Raw genomic sequence first — 18,608 nt, forward strand, 5'->3', positions numbered from 1 at the left:
AACGTTGCGCCGGATGGCTGCGGCGGCCGGGATCATCCCGCAGATCATGGACGGACCGTCGGTCGTGCTGGACCAGGGCCGCAGCAAGCGTCACTTCACCCAGGCGCAGAAGCTTGCGCTGGTCGAGCGCGACGGTGGGTGCGCGATGTGTGGGGCTCCGCCGAGCTGGTGCGACGCCCACCACATCGTCCACTGGTCCGCCGGCGGTGCAACCGACCTCGACAACGCAGTCATGCTGTGCGTGAGATGCCACCACGACGTCCACCGCGCCGGCTGGGACATCCACGCCAGCGCGCAGGACGTGTGGTTCACGCCACCAGCAGAGGTCGACCCGAAGCGGCGACGACGCCCCGGCGGCCGACGACTCTTCGACACCTACCCACTGGAACCCGAACCTTCCGTCGAGTCCGGCGATCCACCCGAACTGTCGCCCCTGAGCTCGCCCGCCAACTGCGCGCTCGCCGCACCTCCGCCTTGCCTGGTCTACCGTCTCGACGGAGACGAACGTCAGGCACTCGACCCGCAAGAGCTGCGCGCCGAGAAGCTGACGGCGTCGGCGGTCGAGCGAGCGATCCGCGACACTGTGGCTGTCCGCGGCCCGCACCGAGTCGTCAGGCGCGCTGAAGAACGAGTGCGCGAGAGCTCTGTCCATGCTCGGGTGGACCTCTGGACACGCGTGCGCCGCGGGTACCGCGCCACGTTGCCGTGGACGCGGTGTCGGACCGCGGGCGCTCATGTGGGTTCTGCGCGTCAGGTCTCGCGCGCCTCGCCGTAGGAGCGGGGCGGTGATCGGCGCCTCAGTGATCAAGGCCTCAGTGATCAAGGCCTCAGTGACTCGCGCCTCGGTGGTCCGCGCCGTGGCCCGCGTCCCGGTAGGCTGTCCCGAGACAAGCACCGACATCCTTTAATGACCGTCCGGAGAGGCGGGGAAGGAGGTCGCCAGGTGACTGGCACCGTACTCGGCGCGCCGGACATGACCCGCGCCCTCACTCGCATCGCGCACGAGATCCTCGAGCGCAACGAGGGCCACGAGTCCCTCGTCATCCTGGGCATCCCCACCAGGGGAGTGCCGCTCGCCCACAGGCTCGCGACCCGCATCGCCGACGTCGAGCCGGGCTTCGATGCCGACGCGAACTGCGGCGCCCTCGACATCACCATGTACCGCGACGACCTCCACCGCCAGCCCACCAGGGCGATCGGCGAGACCACCCTCCCGGACGCAGGGATCGACGGCGCGACCATCGTGCTCGTCGACGACGTCTTCCACACCGGCCGCACCATCCGCGCCGCGCTCGACGCCATCAAGGACCTGGGCCGGCCGCGCGCGGTGCAGCTCGCCGTCCTCGTGGATCGCGGCCATCGCGAGCTTCCCATCCGCGCCGACTTCGTGGGCAAGAACCTCCCTACCGCCAAGACCGAGCGCGTCGACGTCCATCTCGAGGAGATCGACGGCGTCGACGAGGTGCTCATCTCGGGCACCGGGAGCAAGGGCGCGACCAGTCAGGATTCGAGCAGCCCGAGCCCCGTGTCGGAGGCGGGCGCGTGAGACACCTCCTCGACACCGACACGCTCGCCCGCGAGGACGCCATCCGCATCCTCGACACCGCCGGACAGATGGCCGCGACCCAGGAGCGGGAGATGCGCAAGCTGCCCACGCTGCGCGGCCGCACGGTGGTCAACCTCTTCTTCGAGGACTCGACCCGCACGCGCATCAGCTTCGAGGCCGCGGCCAAGCGCCTGAGCGCCGACGTCATCAACTTCTCCGCCAAGGGCTCGAGCCTGTCGAAGGGCGAGTCGCTCAAGGACACTGCACTCACGCTGCAGGCCATGGGCGCGGACGCCGTGGTGGTGCGCCACTGGGCCTCTGGAGCCGCCCACCGCCTCGCGCACAGCGGCTGGATGCACGGCCACGTCCTCAACGCCGGTGACGGCACGCATCAGCACCCCACCCAGGCCCTCCTGGATGCCTTCACGATGCGGCGCCACCTCGTCGGAGGCGGCAAGGACCCCGCCGCGACAGGCAAGGCCCTCGAAGGCCTCACGTTCGCGATCGTCGGCGACATCCTGCACTCGCGCGTCGCCGGCTCGAACATCCCCTTGCTGAGGACGCTCGGCGCCAACGTCGTGGTCGTCGCCCCGCCCACGCTGCTGCCCTACGGCATGGCGCAGCGATCGGACATCGCCGTCCACCACACGCTCGACGAGGCCATCGAGGCCCACGACCTGGACGGCATCATGATGCTGCGCGTCCAGCGCGAGCGCATGACCGGCGGCGGCTCCGGCTTCTTCCCGAGCCCCGAGGAGTACACCCGGCTCTTCGGACTCGACGGCGAGCGACTGCGCCGCATGCCAGACCACGCCATCATCCTGCACCCGGGACCCATGAACCGCGGACTCGAGATCTCGGCCGAGGCCGCCGATCACCCCCGGTCCGTCATCGTCGAACAGGTCAGCAACGGCGTCGCCGTCCGTATGGCCGCCCTGTACTTGCTGCTCGCTGGAGAGGAGGCGCCGGAGTGAACGGTCGCGCCCAGAATCGTGCCTACGTGATCGAAGGGGTCTCGCTCTACGGCGACACCGCCGCCGACCTGGTCCTGATCGACGGGGTCATCTCGTCCCTGAGCGCAGCCGATGCGCCCGCCGAGGCCCAGCGCATCGACGCCGCCGGCCTGGTCGCCCTGCCCGGCCTGGTGGACCTGCACACGCACCTGCGCGAGCCCGGGCGCGAGGACGCCGAGACCATCGAGACCGGCTCACGCAGCGCAGCCCGCGGCGGCTTCACCGCTGTCCACGCGATGGCCAACACCACGCCCACCGCTGACACGGCCGGCGTGGTCGAGCAGGTGTGGAGCCGTGGCCGCGAGGTCGGCCTGGTCGACGTGTTCCCCGTCGGCGCCGTCACCGTGGGGCTGAACGGCACCCAGCTGTCCGAGATGGGCGCGATGGCGAACTCCCGCGCGCAGGTGCGGGTGTTCTCCGACGACGGCAAGTGCGTCCACGACGCGCTTCTCATGCGCCGCGCCCTCGAGTACGTCAAGACCTTCGGGGGAGTGGTGGCGCAGCACGCGCAGGACCCGCGCCTGACCGAGGGCTCGCAGATGAACGAGGGCCTCGTGTCCGCGGAGCTGGGGCTTGCCGGCTGGCCGTCCGTCGCCGAGGAGTCGATCATCGCCCGCGACGTCCTGCTCGCCGGCCACGTCGGCTCGCGCGTGCACATCTGCCACGTCAGCACCGCCGGCTCCGTCGAGATCATCCGCTGGGCGAAGTCCAAGGGCATCGACGTCACCACCGAGGTCATGCCGCACCACCTGCTGCTGACCGACGAGTCCGCCCGCGGCTACGACGCCCGCTTCAAGGTCAACCCGCCCCTGCGCACGCAGGCCGATGTCGACGCTGTCCGCGCGGGCCTGGCTGATGGCACCATCGACATCGTCGCCACCGACCACGCGCCCCACCCCGACGAGGACAAGGACTGCGAGTGGGGGGCCGCCGCCATGGGCATGATCGGCCTCGAGACCGCCCTCGGCATCGTCCAGAGGACCATGGTCGACTCGGGCGCCCTGTCCTGGCGCGATGTCGCGCGAGTCATGAGCGAGACCCCTGCGCGCATCGGCCGTGACGACGACCACGGCCGTCCCCTCGAGGTGGGCGAGCCCGCCAACGTCACCCTCGTCGACCCCCAGGCGGCCTGGACCGTCGAGCCGTCCGCCACCGCCTCCCGCAGCAACAACTCGCCGTTCGGCGGGATCGAGCTGCCTGGCCGCGCCGTCGCGACGTTCCTGCGCGGCGCCGCGACCTACCTTGACGATCGCTTCGAAGGAGTCCCAGCGTGAACGCCACCCCAGCAGTGCTCGTCCTCGAGGACGGGCGGACGTTCGAGGGCGCCGCGTACGGTGCGCTCGGCTCGACCCTGGGCGAGATCGTCTTCAACACCGGCATGACCGGCTACCAGGAGACCCTCACCGACCCGAGCTACCACCGTCAGATCGTCGTGATGACAGCCCCGCACATCGGCAACACCGGAGTCAATGACGAGGACAACGAGTCCCGCCAGATCTGGGTCGCCGGCTACGTGGTGCGCGACCCCTCGCGTCGCGCCTCCAACTGGCGCGCCAAGCGCGGCCTCGAGGAGTCGTTGAGCGACCAGGGCATCGTGGGCATCTCCGGCATCGACACCCGGCAGCTGACGCGCATCCTGCGGGAGGGCGTGATGCGCGCGGGCATCTTCTCGGGCGACGCGCTCGCGCCGGGCGGCGAGCGCCTGAGCGCCGATGCGCTGGTCGAGCAGGTGCGCACAGGCCAGGAGATGACCGGCGCGCACCTCGCGGACGAGGTGTCCGTTCCCGACGCCTACGTGGTCGAGCCTCCCGAAGGGGTCGAGACGATCGCGCACGTGGTCGCCGTCGACCTGGGCATCAAGGCGATGACCCCCGAGCTGATGGCCAAGCGCGGCATTCGCGTGACAGTCGCCCCCTCGACCTGGACGGCGGAGCAGATCCTCGAGTCCAAGCCCGACGGCGTCTTCTACTCGAACGGCCCCGGCGACCCGGCAGCGGCGACAGGACCGATCACGACGCTCAAGACCATCCTGGACGCCAAGGTGCCCTTCTTCGGCATCTGCTTCGGCAACCAGATGCTGGGCCGCGCGCTCGGCTTCGACACCTACAAGCTGCAGTTCGGCCACCGCGGGATCAACCAGCCCGTGATGGACCGGACCACCGGCAAGGTCGAGGTCACGGCCCACAACCACGGCTTCGCGGTCGACGCGCCTCTCGACGCCGACACCGTGAGCCCGGCCGGCTACGGCCGCGTGCGCGTGAGCCACGTGTGCCTCAACGACGACGTGGTCGAGGGCCTCGAGTGCCTCGACATCCCCGCCTTCTCCGTCCAGTACCACCCCGAGGCCGCCGCCGGCCCCCACGATGCCGGTTACCTGTTCGACCGGTTCGTGGACGTCATGAAGGGAGCGCGCTGACGTGCCCAAGCGCGACGACATCACCTCCGTCCTGGTCATCGGATCCGGACCCATCGTCATCGGCCAGGCCTGCGAGTTCGACTACTCGGGCACCCAGGCCTGCCGCGTCCTCAAGTCCGAGGGCGTGCGCGTGGTGCTGCTCAACTCGAACCCGGCGACGATCATGACCGACCCCGAGTTCGCGGACGCGACCTACGTCGAGCCCATCACCACCGAGGTGATCGAGTCGATCATCGCGAAGGAGCGGCCCGATGCGCTGCTACCGACGCTGGGCGGCCAGACCGCGCTGAACGCCGCGATCGCCGCCGCCGAGGCCGGCATCCTCGACCGGTACGACGTCGAGCTCATCGGCGCCAACCTCGAGGCCATCAACCTGGGCGAGAACCGCGAGCTCTTCAAGGGCGTGGTGGAGCGCTGCGGCGCGGACTCCGCGGCCTCACGCATCTGCCACACCATGGACGAGTGTCTCGCCGCCGCCGAGGAGCTCAACTACCCCGTCGTGGTGCGCCCGTCCTTCACGATGGGCGGCCTGGGGTCGGGCTTCGCATACGACGAGGAGGACCTGCGCCGCATCGCGGGCGCGGGCCTGCACTACTCGCCGACCACCGAGGTCCTGCTCGAGGAGTCCATCCTGGGCTGGAAGGAGTTCGAGCTCGAGCTCATGCGCGACCGCAACGACAACGTCGTCGTCGTGTGCTCGATCGAGAACGTCGACCCCGTCGGCGTCCATACCGGCGACTCGGTCACGGTGGCGCCTGCCATGACCCTGACCGACCGCGAGTACCAGCGCATGCGCGACGTGGGGATCGCGATCATCCGCGAGGTGGGCGTCGACACCGGCGGCTGCAACGTCCAGTTCGCCGTCGAGCCCGACACGGGCCGTCTCATCGTCATCGAGATGAACCCGCGCGTGTCGCGCTCCTCCGCGCTCGCCTCCAAGGCCACGGGGTTCCCCATCGCGAAGATCGCCGCCAAGCTCGCCCTCGGGTACACGCTCGATGAGATCCCTAACGACATCACCGGCTCCACGCCCGCGAGCTTCGAGCCCACGCTCGACTACGTCGTGGTGAAGGTGCCGCGCTTCGCCTTCGAGAAGTTCCCGGCAGCGGACCCGGTCCTGACCACGACCATGAAGTCGGTGGGCGAGGCCATGTCGATCGGACGATCATTCACCGAGGCACTCGGCAAGGCGCTGCGGTCGATCGACAAGCGCTCCGCGAACTTCCACTGGGAGGGCGAGGCGCCCTCGGGCGACCAGATCGACGCGCTGCTGCAGGCCGTCGCGGTGCCGACGGAGAAGCGCTTCATCCAGGTGCAGCAGCTCCTGCGAGCCGTCCTCGCGGGCGACACCACGCTCGAGGCGATCTTCGACGCGTGCAAGATCGACCCGTGGTTCCTCGACCAGATGCTGCTGATGAACGAGGTCGCCCTCGCCACCGCATCGGCGCCCAAGCTGACGGCCGAGGTGCTCCGCGACGCCAAGCGTCACGGCCTCGCCGACGCCCAGATCGCGGACCTGCGGCACATGCCCGTCGAGGACGTCTACGCCGCCCGCGCCCAGCTCGGCGTGCTGCCCGTCTACAAGACCGTGGACACCTGCGCCGCCGAGTTCGAGGCGCGCACGCCGTACCACTACAGCTCGTACGACAGCGAGACCGAGGTGTCGCCGCGCGAGCGCGAGGCGGTCATCATCCTCGGCTCGGGCCCCAACCGCATCGGCCAGGGCATCGAGTTCGACTACTCGTGCGTGCACGCCGCGCTGTCCCTCAAGGACCGCTACGAGACCGTCATGGTGAACTGCAATCCCGAGACGGTCTCGACGGACTACGACACCGCGAATCGGCTCTACTTCGAGCCGCTCACGTTCGAGGACGTCATGGCGGTGTACGAGGCCGAGAAGGCGGCGGGACCGGTCAAGGGCATGTTCGTGCAGCTGGGCGGGCAGACGCCGCTGAGCCTGTCCGAGCGCCTCGCCGACGCGGGCGTGCCGATCCTCGGCACCTCGCCCGAGGCGATCGACAACGCCGAGGACCGTGCGGCGTTCGGTCGCGTGCTCGAGGAGGCAGGGGTCCCGGCGCCTGCGTACGGCACGGCCCACGGCATCGACGAGGCGATCGACATCGCCGAGTCGATCGGCTACCCGGTCCTCGTGCGCCCGTCCTACGTGCTCGGCGGCCGAGGCATGGAGATCGTCTACGACCGCGCGCAGCTCGAGGACTACGGGACGCGCATGGCGGACATCGGAGACCACGCGACGGACGCCCCGCTGCTCATCGACCGCTTCCTGGACGACGCGATCGAGATCGACGTCGACGCCCTGTACGACGGCGAGGAGCTGTACCTCGGCGGCGTCATGGAGCACATTGAGGAGGCGGGCATCCACTCGGGCGACTCCGCGTGCGTGCTGCCGCCGGTCACGCTGTCCCTTGAGGAGCTCGAGAGGATCCGCCGCTCCACCGAGGCGCTCGCCGAGGGCATCGGGGTGCGCGGCCTCATGAACGTCCAGTTCGCGCTCGTCTCCGACGTGCTGTACGTGCTGGAGGCGAACCCGCGTGCGTCGCGCACCGTCCCGTTCGTCGCCAAGGCGACCGGCGTGCCCCTCGCGACCGCCGCGTCGCTCGTCATGACGGGCACCTCGATCGCTCAGCTCAAGGCCGACGGCGTGCTGCCCGAGATCGATGCCGCCCACATCGACATGAGCCAGCGCCTCGCGGTCAAGGAGGCGGTGCTGCCCTTCAAGCGGTTCCGCACTCACGACGGGCTGGTCGTCGACTCGGTGCTCGGGCCCGAGATGCGGTCGACGGGCGAGGTCATGGGCTTCGACGACACCTTCCCGCTGGCGTTCGCCAAGTCCCAGGCGGCCGCCTTCGGAGGGCTGCCGACCGAGGGAACGGCGTTCGTGTCGGTCGCCGACAGGGACAAGCGCTCGATCGTGTTCCCCGCCGCGCGCCTGCACGAGCTGGGCTTCGAGATCCTCGCCACCGAGGGCACCGCGCAGGTGCTCGGACGTCACGGCATCCCCGCGCGCGTGGTGCGCAAGCACTCGCAGGGCAGGGGAGAGGACGGCGAACCCACGATCGTCGACCTGGTCAACCAGGGCGAGGTCGCCCTCGTCATCAACACGCCCTCCGGGCAGGGTGCCCGTGCCGACGGCTACGAGATTCGCGCCGCCGCAACGGCAGCGGACGCCGCGATCGTCACGACCACGCAGCAGCTCGCGGCAGCCGTGCTCGCCATCGAGGCGCGCCGCCGCGGACCCTTCGACGTGATGAGCCTGCAGGATGCAGCCGGTGCCCGCGCGCGAAACGTCATCGCAGGTAACATGGCCTGAGAAGGCCCCATCTTCAAGGAGGACCGCATGCGGTTCGGAGCCAGGCTCGCGGAGGCGATGGATCGACTGGGTCCGTTGTGCGTGGGAATCGACCCCCACGTCTCGCTCCTCCAGGCATGGGGTCTCGAGGACACTCCGCAGTCGTTGGCGGCCTTCGGCGAGACCGTGGTCGACGCGGCCAAGGACTCGGCGGCGGCCGTCAAGCCCAACATCGCCTTCTTCGAGCGTCACGGTGCGAAGGGCGTGGCCGCGCTCGAGTACGTGCTCGGCAAGGCGCGCGAGGCCGACCTGCTGACCATCGTCGATGCCAAGCGCGGAGACATCGGCTCGACCATGGAGGGCTACGCGCAGGCCTTCCTGCGCGCGGGCGCCCCGCTCGAGTGCGACGCCCTCACGGTCTCGCCCTACCTGGGGTTCGGCTCCCTCGAGCCGGCACTGTCGCTCGCCGAGGAGCACGGCAAGGGGCTGTTCGTGCTCGCGCTGACGTCCAACCGCGAGGGGGCCTCCGTCCAGCATGCCCGCAGCGCGGACGGCGAGGTGGTGGCGGCGTCGATGGTCCGCCAGGCAGCGGAGAGGAACGTGGGCCTCACGCCCATGGGCGACGTGGGACTCGTCGTCGGGGCGACGGTGGGCTCGGCGATGACGGACCTCGGCATCGGCCTCGAGGGCCTCAACGGCCCGATCCTTGCGCCCGGCGTGGGCGCCCAGGGCGGTACGGCCGCCGAGTTGTCCCAGGTATTCGGGAACACTCGGGGGCTCGTGCTCGTCAACCAGTCGAGGGGCGTGCTGACGGCGGGCCCCTTCACCGAGAAGCTGCACGGCGCCATCCGGGACGCCGCACAAGCAGCGCAGCACGCACTGCGGGCCTGACCTGCAGGCGAGGAAGGAGGGATCGTGGCGACACCTGAACTGACCGACGATCAGCGTGCGGCGGCCCTCGTGAAGGCGACGGCGGTGCGCAGTGCCCGTCGCGTCTTCAAGGAGGAGCTGTCGCGCGGCGAGATGAGCCTGTCAGAGGCCATCTCCCGCGCCAAGGCCGACGAGGCTCTCGCCGGCATCCGCGTCCGCGATCTCCTGCAGTGTCTGCCAGGGATCGGCCCCAAGCGTGCGGAGACCGCGATGGAGGAGATCGGCATCTCTCCCGCGCGCCGCATCCGCGGGCTCGGGACGCACCAGGTCGACGCGCTCGTCGAGCGCGAGCATCGATGACCCGACTGGTCGTGCTCGCTGGCCCCACTGCAGTGGGCAAGGGCACTCTCGTGAGAGCCCTGCGTGAGCGCAACCCCGACATCTGGCTGTCCGTCTCCGCCACCACCCGGTCCCCCCGACCGGGGGAGGTGGAGGGCGAGCACTATCACTTCGTGAGCGAGGCGGAGTTCTCCCGCATGATCGAGCACGGTGAGCTCCTCGAATGGGCGACGGTCCACGGCCGCCACCGCTACGGCACCCCGCGCGCGGCGGTCGAGGAGCACCTGGCTGCCGGTGACCCCTCGCTCCTCGAGATCGACCTCCAAGGCGCGCGGCAGGTGCGCGCGACCATGCCGGAGGCGCTGTACGTGTTCATCGAGCCGCCGTCGGTCGAGGAACTGGTCCGTCGCCTGGTGGGCCGCGGCACCGAGGACGACCTCGAGCGCGAGAGGCGGCTGAGGACCGCCGAGGTCGAGATGGCGGCCTCCAAGGAGTTCGACGTGATCATCATCAACGACGATCTCGACACCGCGGTCCAGCAGCTCGAGAAGCTCGTCCTCGACCCCGGAAGCGTGCGTGGCGCGAGCCGCCGACATGTGCCCTGAGGCCCGCGCGGTACACTGGACGCCGGACTTTCCCGCAAACGACAAACGTACGGAGTGAACCGTGGCCGGAACCGTGGCACAGCCAGAGGGCATCACCAACCCCCCGATCGACGAGCTTCTCGAGAAGGTCGACTCCAAGTACGCGCTCGTCATCTACGGCTCCAAGCGTGCACGCCAGATCAACTCGTACTACGAGGCGCTGGGCGAGGGCCACTTCGAGAACGTCGGCCCGCTCGTCGAGGCCGACTCGACGGACAAGCCCCTGTCCGTGGCCCTGCGTGAGATCAACGAGGGCGGCCTGCTGACGCTCGGCGACTCCGCCGAGTAAGCGCGCACGTCCCATGCGCGTCCTGCTGGGCGTGACCGGCGGGATCGCGGCATACAAGGTCGCGTCCGTGCTTCGTCTGCTGACGGAGGACGGGCACGACGTCCGCGTCATCCCGACCGCGGCATCGCTCCACTTCGTCGGCCGCGCCACGTGGGAGGCGCTGTCCGGCAACCCCGCCCCCACGGAGACGTTCGAGGACGTCCCGTCGGTGCAGCACGTGAGGCTGGGCCAGCGGGCCCATGCTGTGCTCGTCGCCCCCGCGACGGCGGACTTCCTGGCGCAGATGGCCACCGGTCGGGCGACCGACCTGCTGGGCAACGCCCTGCTCGCGACCGAGGCGCCCGTACTCGTGGCCCCCGCGATGCACACCGAGATGTGGCGCGACCCCGCGACGCAGGCGAACGTGGCGACTCTGCGCGAACGCGGCGTGCACGTGCTCGAGCCTGCCGTCGGACGGCTCACGGGGCCCGACTCGGGGCCTGGGCGCCTGCCCGAGCCCGAGGACATCGTCGCGGCGCTCTACGCGCTTGCCGACGGCGCAGGCATCGCGCGCGGCACGGGGTCACACGGCACTGAGTCAAATGGCGCTGTGTCGAACGGCGCTGTGTCGAGTAGCACTGTGTCGAACGGCGCTGAGCCGGAGAGCGCTGTGCCGGGCCATGCAGCGTCGCGCAGTGCTGTGCCGGACAGCGCTGGTGCGAGCGCGACCGTGACGGCGGGGACGTGGGGCGACCTCGACGGCGTCCACGTGCTGGTCACCGCGGGCGGTACGCGCGAGCCCATCGACGCCGTTCGCTACCTGGGCAACCGCTCGAGCGGCCACCAGGGGTTCGCGATCGCGGAGGCCGCGCGCGAGCGCGGCGCCACCGTGACCGTGGTCGCCGCCAACGTGGCTCTGCCGCTCGGCGAGGGCATCGGCCGGGTGGAGGTGGAGACGGCAGCGCAGCTGGAGGCCGAGGTGAGACGTCTGGCCCCGAGCGCCGATGCGGTGGTCATGGCGGCCGCCGTCGCCGACTTCCGGCCCGCTCGGGTCAGCGACGCGAAGCTCAAGAAGTCCGACAGTGCCGGGCTCACGCTCGAGTTGGTGCAGACGGCCGATGTGCTGGCCGGACTGGTGGCCGAGCGACGTCCCGGGCAGGTCGTCGTCGGATTCGCGGCGGAGACCGGCGACGATGCGGGCACCGTGCTCGAGCACGCGGCAGCGAAGGCGCGCCGGAAGGGCGCCGACCTGCTCGTCGTGAACGAGGTCGGTGACGGAAAGGGCTTCGCCGTACCCGACAACGACGTCGTGCTGCTGGACGCCACAGGCGAGGTGCTCGGGAAGGCGAGCGGCACCAAGCTGGCGGTCGCGCACGCTGTCCTCGACCGCATCGGCGCGGCGCTCAAGGACGCGTGACGCGCCGAGCCTCGCGCACCTGAGCCCGCGGTGGTGCGGAGCGGGCTCGATCTGGTGAGCGCGCAGCTCGAGCGCGGCCGAGCGGGGCGACGGCTCGCACCCCGCGCGTGCACGCGACCGGCCACCAGGCTCGACACGGGGCCCGGGTACCCCGTTCACGCGCGGAGCACGGCCTCCACGACCGCTCGGGAGGCGTCGTAGCCGCCGGGCCACTCGCTCGCGCGAGGTCCTGCCACGTTCAGGATGAGCGCGGAGCCCACGCCGTCGAGCCAGGTCAGCACATCGCGGACCACTCGCTCGGCCGTCGGGCCCGGGTCGTCGAGCACGAGAGCCGGCCGACCCACGTCGCGTGCGCACGCGACCGCGAGCTCCGTGCCAGGCGACTCGACCCCTCCCGTGAGCACGAGCGTCGCGTGAGCGTCGCGGACGTTGAGCCGCGTGCGCGTGGCGGGATCGGCGTCGGCTGTGGGCTGGAGGCCCGGGTAGTCGACGAGCACGCCAGGATGGTCGGGCTTGTCCTCCGCCCACCCTCCCGCGGGGCACCAACCGCCGTGGATCATCCCGGCATGGATGGCCGCGTCCAGCGCACCCCGGTCCACGCCCGTCTGGCCGCCGGAGATGATCCGCGAGACACGCTCCACGGCCGCCGCCTTCCTCCGGGCCGCGCACCCGGTACCTCGACGCTAGCAAGGGTGGGTGCGGATCGGCCGGTGTCGGCGGTCACGGCTAGGCTGGCGCGCGTGACGAATCTTCGACTGTTCACCTCCGAGTCCGTGACCGAGGGCCACCCCGACAAGATCTGCGACCAGGTGTCGGACGCCATCCTCGACGAGATGCTGCGCCTGGACCCGGCGTCCCGCGTCGCCGTGGAGACCATGGTCACCACGGGCCTGGTCCACGTCGCAGGCGAGGTCTCGACCGAGGCGTACGTCGACATCCCCGGCACCATCCGCGAGGTCGTCACGAGCATCGGCTACACGTCCTCACGGGACGGCTTCGACGGTGACTCGTGCGGCGTCTCGGTGTCGATCGGCGAGCAGAGCCCTGACATCTGGCAGGGCGTGGGGAGCGCCACCGACAGCGACGGGAGCGAGCTCGGCGCGGGCGACCAGGGTCTGATGTTCGGCTACGCCTGCCGCGACACCCCCGAGCTGATGCCGCTGCCCATCGCGATGGCTCACCGGCTCACCCAGCGGCTGGCGCAGGTCCGCAAGGACGGCGTGGTCGAGGGGCTGCGTCCGGATGGCAAGGCCCAGGTGACCATCGGCTACGACGGCGACGTCGCGCGCACGGTCGACACCGTGGTCGTGTCGAGCCAGCACGCGGAGGGCATGGACATCGCCGACCTGCGTGCGCAGCTCGAGGCCGAGGTGATCGCGCCGGTGCTCGCCGGCTTCGAGCTCGACGCGACGGGCCACCGCTCGCTCATCAACCCAACCGGCAAGTTCGAGATCGGCGGCCCCAAGGGCGACGCCGGGCTGACGGGGCGCAAGATCATCGTCGACACGTATGGCGGCATGGCCCGCCACGGCGGCGGAGCGTTCTCGGGCAAGGATCCGTCCAAGGTCGACCGCTCGGCTGCGTACGCGATGCGGTGGGTCGCCAAGAACGTCGTCGCCGCCGGGCTGGCCGATCGCTGCGAGGTGCAGGTCGCGTATGCGATCGGCACGTCGCGTCCCGTGGGCCTCTACGTCGAGACGTTCGGGACGGAGACGGTCGACCGCGATCGCATCGTCGCCGCCATCCGGGACACCTTCGACCTGCGCCCCACGGCGATCATCGAGGCACTGGATCTGCGTCGTCCCATCTACCGTCAGACCGCTGCGTACGGGCACTTCGGGCGCGAGCTCGACGCCTTCACGTGGGAGCGCACGGACCGCGCGGAGGCGCTCGCCGCGGCGTGCGCATAGGACGCTCGCTGTGATGGAGCGTGGCGCTCTGCCGCACGACGGCGACGCGCTGCGACACGCGGACGGATCCGGCCGCGGGGCCGGTGATGCCGACGTGAGCGTGCCCGTCGACACCCCGGGTTCGGAGGCGTTGTTCGATCTCGCGGCGCCCGATCTCTCACCCGCGCGCGCGCCCAGCGACGGCGCTGCCGCCAGGGCCACGGCCGAGGCCGTCGAGGCCGGCGCGGTCGCGACCGTCTGCATCGACAGTCCGCTGCCGCACCTGGACCGACCCTTCGACTACATCATCCCCTCGCGCCTGCGAGACCAGGTCGCGGTCGGCACCCGGGTGCGCGTCCCCTTCCGCGGGTCGCTCACCAGCGCGGTCGTGACGGATGTGGGCTCCGGCAGCGGCTTCGAGGGCACCCTGAGCCCTCTCCGCACGGCGGCGGCCCGTCCCAGCACCACCGCGGAGGGCATCGCGCTCGCGCGCCGCGTCGCCCGCCGCTACGGCGGGTCGCTGTGGGACGTGCTGCGGCTCGCGATGCCGCCGCGCGCGGCGTCGGTCGACAAGCGCGCGTGGGAGGGGGACAGCGTGGACGCGGCGGTGGCGGCGCTGCAGCCGGAGTACGCCGCGGCCGCAGAGCGGTCGCGGGCGGAGGATCCCGAGAGTGCGCGCTCGCTCGCCGGCGAGCTGGCCTCCCTGGCCTCGGGCGACCGGATCGTCTGGCAGGCGCTGCCCGAGACGTCACCTCGCGCATCGGCGCCCGTGCATGCGCTGGTGAGCGCAGCCCTGACCGTCGTCGCCGACGCCGACCCCAGTGAGCCAGCGGGCGCATCGGCGATCGTGATCGTGCCCGACGCGCGAGCCCTGGCGGCCGTGCTCGCCGAGTTAGAACGGCTCGGCCTGCGCCGGTGGACGTCGCGGTCGGGCGGTCACGTCGCAGTGCTCGACCACGATGACGGCCCCGCGACGAGGTACGGCTCCTACCTCGCCGCGCTGCACGGCCACGCGCGCATCGTGCTGGGCACGCGGCCCACCGTGATGCAGCCCGTCCCGCGCCTGGGGCTCATCGCGGTGTGGGACGAGGCCAATGGCGTCTACGAGGACCCGCACGCTCCCTATCCGCACGCCAGGACCGTCGCCGCCATGCGCGCCGAGGACGGCGCGGGCATGCTGCTCGGCGGGTACGCGCTGAGCGCCGAGGCCGTCGCGCTGACGGCACGCGGCTGGGCACGGCTGCTGCTGCCGGAGCCGACGTCGGTGCGGGCGAGCGCGCCCGCGATCGAGCTCGTCACGCCCGAGCGTCGCGACGCCGAGGGCGCGTCGGGCTGGCACTGGATGCCGGGCTCCGTCTGGCGGGATCTGAGGAAGGGGCTCGAGACGGGTCCGGTCGCCGTCGTGGTGCCCCGGACGGGCTACGTGCGCGCCGCCGCCTGCGCGCGCTGCGACGCGTGGGCCACCTGCCGGGAGTGCGACTCGCTTCTCATGGTGCCCGCCCACGCATCGGACCCTCAGTGCGTGGACTCTGGTCACGACCAGCCCGACTGGCACTGCCAGGACTGCCACGGATCCGCGCTCAAGCAGGTTCGGCAGGGAGCGGACCGCATCGGCGAGCAGCTCGCGCGGATGCTGGGCGACGTCCCCCTGACCGTGTCGACCGCGGCGGCGGGCGTGAGTGCGGACGGCTCCGTCACCGAGGGGGTCGTGCTCGCCACGCCAGGCGCGCTGCCGGCCGTCGCGGGCGGCTACGCGCACCTGGTCGTCCTCGACGCTGGCGTCGCTGCCGCCATGGCGCTCGGAGGCGAGCTGAATGCGCTGCGCTGGTGGCTCGGCGCCGCAGCCCTCGCCCGGCCGCGGCGCGACGGAGGACGGGTCTCGATCATCGGCGTGCTGCCACCGGCAGTCGAGGAGGCGCTCGTGACGTGGTCGCCGGCCGAGGCGGCGAGCGCCGAGGTCGCCGAGAGGGAGGCGCTCGGCCTGCCGCCGCATCGACGCCACCTCGCGGTCACCGGGGATGCGGGGCTCGTGGCGACCGCCGTCGAGCGCGTGGGTCGCGACCGCCGCGTGACCACCGTGCCCATCGAGGGCGGCTCCGGGCTGCTGGTGCCGCGAGCGCTCGCGCAGGACGCCATCGACGCGGTCCGCGCGCTCCAGCGGGAGGCCTCGCGCGAGGGGCGGGAGCTGCGCCTGCGCGTCGATGGGCCGCTGGTGCTGGCGCAGTGACCCGATCGAGCCCGTGACGCCCGCTGCACACGCTACGCGCTGGCGGTGTGCCGCGAGCCGTGCGCCGGCAGTGAGCCACACACTGGCCGTGAGCCGTGAGCCGTGAGCGGTGAGCCGGGGGCCGTGAGCGGCGCGGCGGCGGTGTGCCGCACGCCGACGGCGAGCGGTGCGCCGACGGCGAGCTCTATGCCTGCAGTGTGCCGTGCGCTGGCCGTGAGCGGCGCGGCGGCCATGAGCCGCCGGCTCTCGACGTGCCGGGCACGCCCCTTCGCGCCGCCTACGATGGGCGCATGCGTCTGCTCTTCGCCGGGACACCTCAGATCGCGATCCCCAGCCTCGAGGCGCTCGCCGAGCGACACGAGATCGTCGCCGTGATCACGCAGCCCGACGCCCGCGGCAAGCGCGGACGTGCGCTGCATCCCTCGCCCGTCAAGGAGCTCGCGCTCGAGAGGGGCTGGCCGGTGCACACTCCTGAGACCGCGAAGGATCCCGCATTCGTCGCCGAGATGGCCGCGCTCGAGGCGGACGCGGCGGCCGTCGTGGCGTATGGCCAGATCCTGCGCCGCGAGCTCCTCGATGCGGCACGGCTCGGCTGGGTCAACCTCCACTTCTCCCTGCTGCCGGCGTGGCGAGGCGCCGCGCCTGTGCAGCGGGCCATCATGGCCGGCGACGAGGTGACGGGCGCCTCCGCGTTCCTGCTCGACGAGGGTATGGACACGGGGCCGATCATCGGGACCGTCACCGAGCCGATCCGTCGCTCGGACACCGCTGGCACGCTGCTCGAGCGCTTGGGCGAGCTGGGCGCGCCGCTCCTGGTCCAGGCCATCGAGGCGCTGGGCTCCGGGGCCGCCGCGCCCCAGCCCCAGTCCGCGGACGGCGTCAGCCACGCCGCCAAGCTCTCTCGGGACGACGCCTACGTGCGCTGGGACCGTCCGGCCCACGTGGTCGACCGTCAGATCCGAGGCTGCACCCCCGCGCCGGGAGCGTGGACCACGCTGCCCGATGGGTCGCCGATGAAGCTCGGCCCGGTGAAGGTCCGCGAGGACCTGCCTGGCACGGTGCCGGGGCAGATCAGCGAGCACGGCGGCTCCGTCGTCGTCGGGACGGGCGGTCATCCGGTCGAGCTGTCCTGGGTGCAACCGTCAGGCAAGGGGCAGACCCCTGCCGACGCCTGGCGGCGCGGCGCGAGGCTGGACGAGCAGGCAGTGCTGGGAGACGCATGAGCAGGAAGAAGAACGCCGGTCGCAAGCCCGGTGGCCCGGCCCAGCGAGGCGGCGGGCGACCTTCCCCCGCCAGAGAGGCCGCCTTCCAGTGCATCGAGGCGGTGGCGTATGACGGGGCGTACGCCAACCTCGTCATGCCGGACATCGTTGCGAAGGCCGGCCTGGATGGGCGCGATGCCGGCTTCGCCACCGAGCTGGCCTACGGTGCCCTGCGCATGCAGCGGCTGTACGACGCCATCATGGCGCACGCGGCCAAGCGCCCGGCAGAGTCGATCGACAACGCCGTCCGCATGACCCTGTGGCTCGGCCTCCATCAGGCACTGGCCATGCGGGTCCCATCGCATGCGGCCGTCAACGAGACCGTCGACCAGACCCGACGGCACGCCGGCGCCGGCGCCGCCAAGTTCGCCAACGCGATCATGCGTCGCGCGACCGAGAAGGATCGCGACGCATGGGTCGCGACGGTCGCCGCCGGAACGTCGCGCGAGGCGCTCGGCGTGCGCCACTCGCACCCCGATTGGGTGACCGCCGAGCTCGAGCGAGCGCTCGAGGCAGACGGCCGCGCCGGGCAGATCGAGACGCTGCTGGCCTCGGACAACGAGCCCGCGCGGGTGACGCTCGTCGCGCGACCGGGGCTCATCGACCGGGACACGCTCGCCCAGACAGTCGAGGGTGAGCCCGGCGAGCACTCCCCGTGGGCCGTCACGCTGCCGGGAGGTCGTCCTGGTGCGATCGCGGCGGTGAGCGACGCCACGGCCGCCGTCCAGGACGAGGGCAGCCAGATCGCAGCGGGCGCACTGGCCGCCGCGCGCGACATCGCGGCAGGGGAGCGGTGGCTCGACATGTGTGCGGGACCCGGCGGCAAGGCCGCCCTGCTGGGTGCGATCGCCGCCGAGCACGGCGCCTTCCTCGACGCCCTCGAGCTGCACCGTCACCGAGCGGACCTGGTGCGCCGCTCCGTCCGCGCCGTCCCCGACGGCGTCGTGAGCGTCCACGAGGGCGATGCGACGCGTTGGGGCGAGGACGCCGCCTACGACCGGATCATCCTCGACGCCCCGTGCACTGGCCTGGGCGCCCTGAGGCGGCGGCCCGAGGCGCGCTGGCGCCGAGGCCCCGGCGACGTCGCGCAGCTCGCGAGCCTTCAGCGCGACCTGCTGGCGAGAGCCGAGCTCCTGCTCGCTCCGGGCGGCCTGCTCGCCTACGTCACGTGCTCGCCGGTGTTGACCGAGACGCGCGACATCGTGGACGGCACGTCGCTTGGGGTCCTCGATGCGCGCGAGGCGGTGGGGAGCCTCACGGGAACGGATCCGAGCTCCTGGGGCGCCGGTCCACATGTCCAGCTCTGGCCGCACGCCCACGGCACGGACGCCATGTTCCTCGCCCTGCTCGAGCGACCGATCTGAGAGGGGTGCTCGCTCGGCACCCAGCCCGCGCATCGGCCCTCGT

Annotated in this window: 16 protein-coding genes; 15 read left to right on the forward strand and 1 reads right to left on the reverse strand. The window is 71.7% G+C overall.

The window, feature by feature from the left end:
* The first annotated feature begins 145 nt into the window (after positions 1 to 145).
* The 11 genes from B7K22_RS12470 to B7K22_RS09185 all read left to right on the forward strand — a co-directional run bounded on the left by B7K22_RS12470 (position 146) and on the right by B7K22_RS09185 (position 11,823).
* Positions 146 to 775, forward strand: coding sequence for an HNH endonuclease signature motif containing protein (locus tag B7K22_RS12470; protein WP_371327678.1), 630 nt, complete (start codon positions 146 to 148; stop codon positions 773 to 775).
* A 132-nt stretch (positions 776 to 907) separates the two neighbouring features.
* A complete protein-coding gene (gene pyrR / locus B7K22_RS09140) occupies positions 908 to 1,546 on the forward strand; it encodes a bifunctional pyr operon transcriptional regulator/uracil phosphoribosyltransferase PyrR (RefSeq protein ID WP_084039951.1) in 639 nt (212 codons plus the stop codon).
* Positions 1,543 to 2,520: an aspartate carbamoyltransferase catalytic subunit gene (locus B7K22_RS09145; protein WP_084039952.1), complete on the forward strand. Its 978-nt coding sequence runs from the start codon at positions 1,543 to 1,545 to the stop codon at positions 2,518 to 2,520. The genes pyrR and B7K22_RS09145 overlap by 4 nt, the downstream gene beginning before the upstream one ends.
* The gene (locus B7K22_RS09150; RefSeq protein WP_084039954.1) at positions 2,517 to 3,833 is read left to right on the forward strand and encodes a dihydroorotase; all 1,317 of its coding nucleotides are present in this window, start codon (positions 2,517 to 2,519) and stop codon (positions 3,831 to 3,833) included. The genes B7K22_RS09145 and B7K22_RS09150 overlap by 4 nt, the downstream gene beginning before the upstream one ends.
* Positions 3,830 to 4,975 (forward strand): glutamine-hydrolyzing carbamoyl-phosphate synthase small subunit, encoded by a 1,146-nt coding sequence (carA, locus tag B7K22_RS09155; RefSeq protein WP_234983428.1) that lies wholly within the window; start codon positions 3,830 to 3,832, stop codon positions 4,973 to 4,975. The genes B7K22_RS09150 and carA overlap by 4 nt, the downstream gene beginning before the upstream one ends.
* A 1-nt stretch (position 4,976) precedes the next feature.
* On the forward strand, positions 4,977 to 8,306 hold the full coding sequence (carB, locus tag B7K22_RS09160; protein WP_084039956.1) for a carbamoyl-phosphate synthase large subunit: 3,330 nt from the start codon (positions 4,977 to 4,979) through the stop codon (positions 8,304 to 8,306).
* Between the two features lie 27 nt (positions 8,307 to 8,333).
* Complete coding sequence (gene pyrF / locus B7K22_RS09165; protein WP_084039957.1) at positions 8,334 to 9,176, forward strand: orotidine-5'-phosphate decarboxylase; 843 nt, start codon at positions 8,334 to 8,336, stop codon at positions 9,174 to 9,176.
* 24 nt (positions 9,177 to 9,200) lie between these two features.
* Positions 9,201 to 9,515, forward strand: a complete 315-nt coding sequence (gene mihF / locus B7K22_RS09170; protein ID WP_084039959.1) for an integration host factor, actinobacterial type — start codon at positions 9,201 to 9,203, stop codon at positions 9,513 to 9,515.
* A complete protein-coding gene (gene gmk, locus B7K22_RS09175) occupies positions 9,512 to 10,099 on the forward strand; it encodes a guanylate kinase (protein WP_084039961.1) in 588 nt (195 codons plus the stop codon). The genes mihF and gmk overlap by 4 nt, the downstream gene beginning before the upstream one ends.
* Positions 10,100 to 10,172: 73 nt before the next feature.
* A complete protein-coding gene (rpoZ, locus tag B7K22_RS09180; protein ID WP_371327670.1) occupies positions 10,173 to 10,427 on the forward strand; it encodes a DNA-directed RNA polymerase subunit omega in 255 nt (84 codons plus the stop codon).
* Positions 10,428 to 10,440: 13 nt separating this feature from the next.
* A complete protein-coding gene (locus B7K22_RS09185; protein WP_084039964.1) occupies positions 10,441 to 11,823 on the forward strand; it encodes a phosphopantothenate--cysteine ligase family flavoprotein in 1,383 nt (460 codons plus the stop codon).
* Positions 11,824 to 11,978: 155 nt separating this feature from the next.
* Here the strand turns inward: B7K22_RS09185 and B7K22_RS09190 are convergent, their stop codons facing one another.
* The gene (locus B7K22_RS09190; RefSeq protein ID WP_084039966.1) at positions 11,979 to 12,464 is read right to left on the reverse strand and encodes a putative molybdenum carrier protein; all 486 of its coding nucleotides are present in this window, start codon (positions 12,462 to 12,464) and stop codon (positions 11,979 to 11,981) included.
* A 99-nt stretch (positions 12,465 to 12,563) separates the two neighbouring features.
* Between B7K22_RS09190 and metK the strand changes: the two genes are divergently transcribed.
* From metK to B7K22_RS09210, 4 genes are all read left to right on the forward strand, one after another.
* The gene (gene metK, locus B7K22_RS09195) at positions 12,564 to 13,733 is read left to right on the forward strand and encodes a methionine adenosyltransferase (protein WP_200807418.1); all 1,170 of its coding nucleotides are present in this window, start codon (positions 12,564 to 12,566) and stop codon (positions 13,731 to 13,733) included.
* A 13-nt stretch (positions 13,734 to 13,746) separates the two neighbouring features.
* Positions 13,747 to 15,939: a hypothetical protein gene (locus B7K22_RS09200; protein WP_084039970.1), complete on the forward strand. Its 2,193-nt coding sequence runs from the start codon at positions 13,747 to 13,749 to the stop codon at positions 15,937 to 15,939.
* Between the two features lie 290 nt (positions 15,940 to 16,229).
* Positions 16,230 to 17,162 (forward strand): methionyl-tRNA formyltransferase, encoded by a 933-nt coding sequence (fmt, locus tag B7K22_RS09205; RefSeq protein ID WP_084040457.1) that lies wholly within the window; start codon positions 16,230 to 16,232, stop codon positions 17,160 to 17,162.
* Positions 17,159 to 18,565 (forward strand): RsmB/NOP family class I SAM-dependent RNA methyltransferase, encoded by a 1,407-nt coding sequence (locus B7K22_RS09210; RefSeq protein WP_084039972.1) that lies wholly within the window; start codon positions 17,159 to 17,161, stop codon positions 18,563 to 18,565. The genes fmt and B7K22_RS09210 overlap by 4 nt, the downstream gene beginning before the upstream one ends.
* Positions 18,566 to 18,608 lie beyond the last annotated feature (43 nt).

The sequence above is a fragment of the Demequina sp. NBRC 110053 genome (assembly GCF_002090095.1).
Taxonomy (GTDB): domain Bacteria; phylum Actinomycetota; class Actinomycetes; order Actinomycetales; family Demequinaceae; genus Demequina.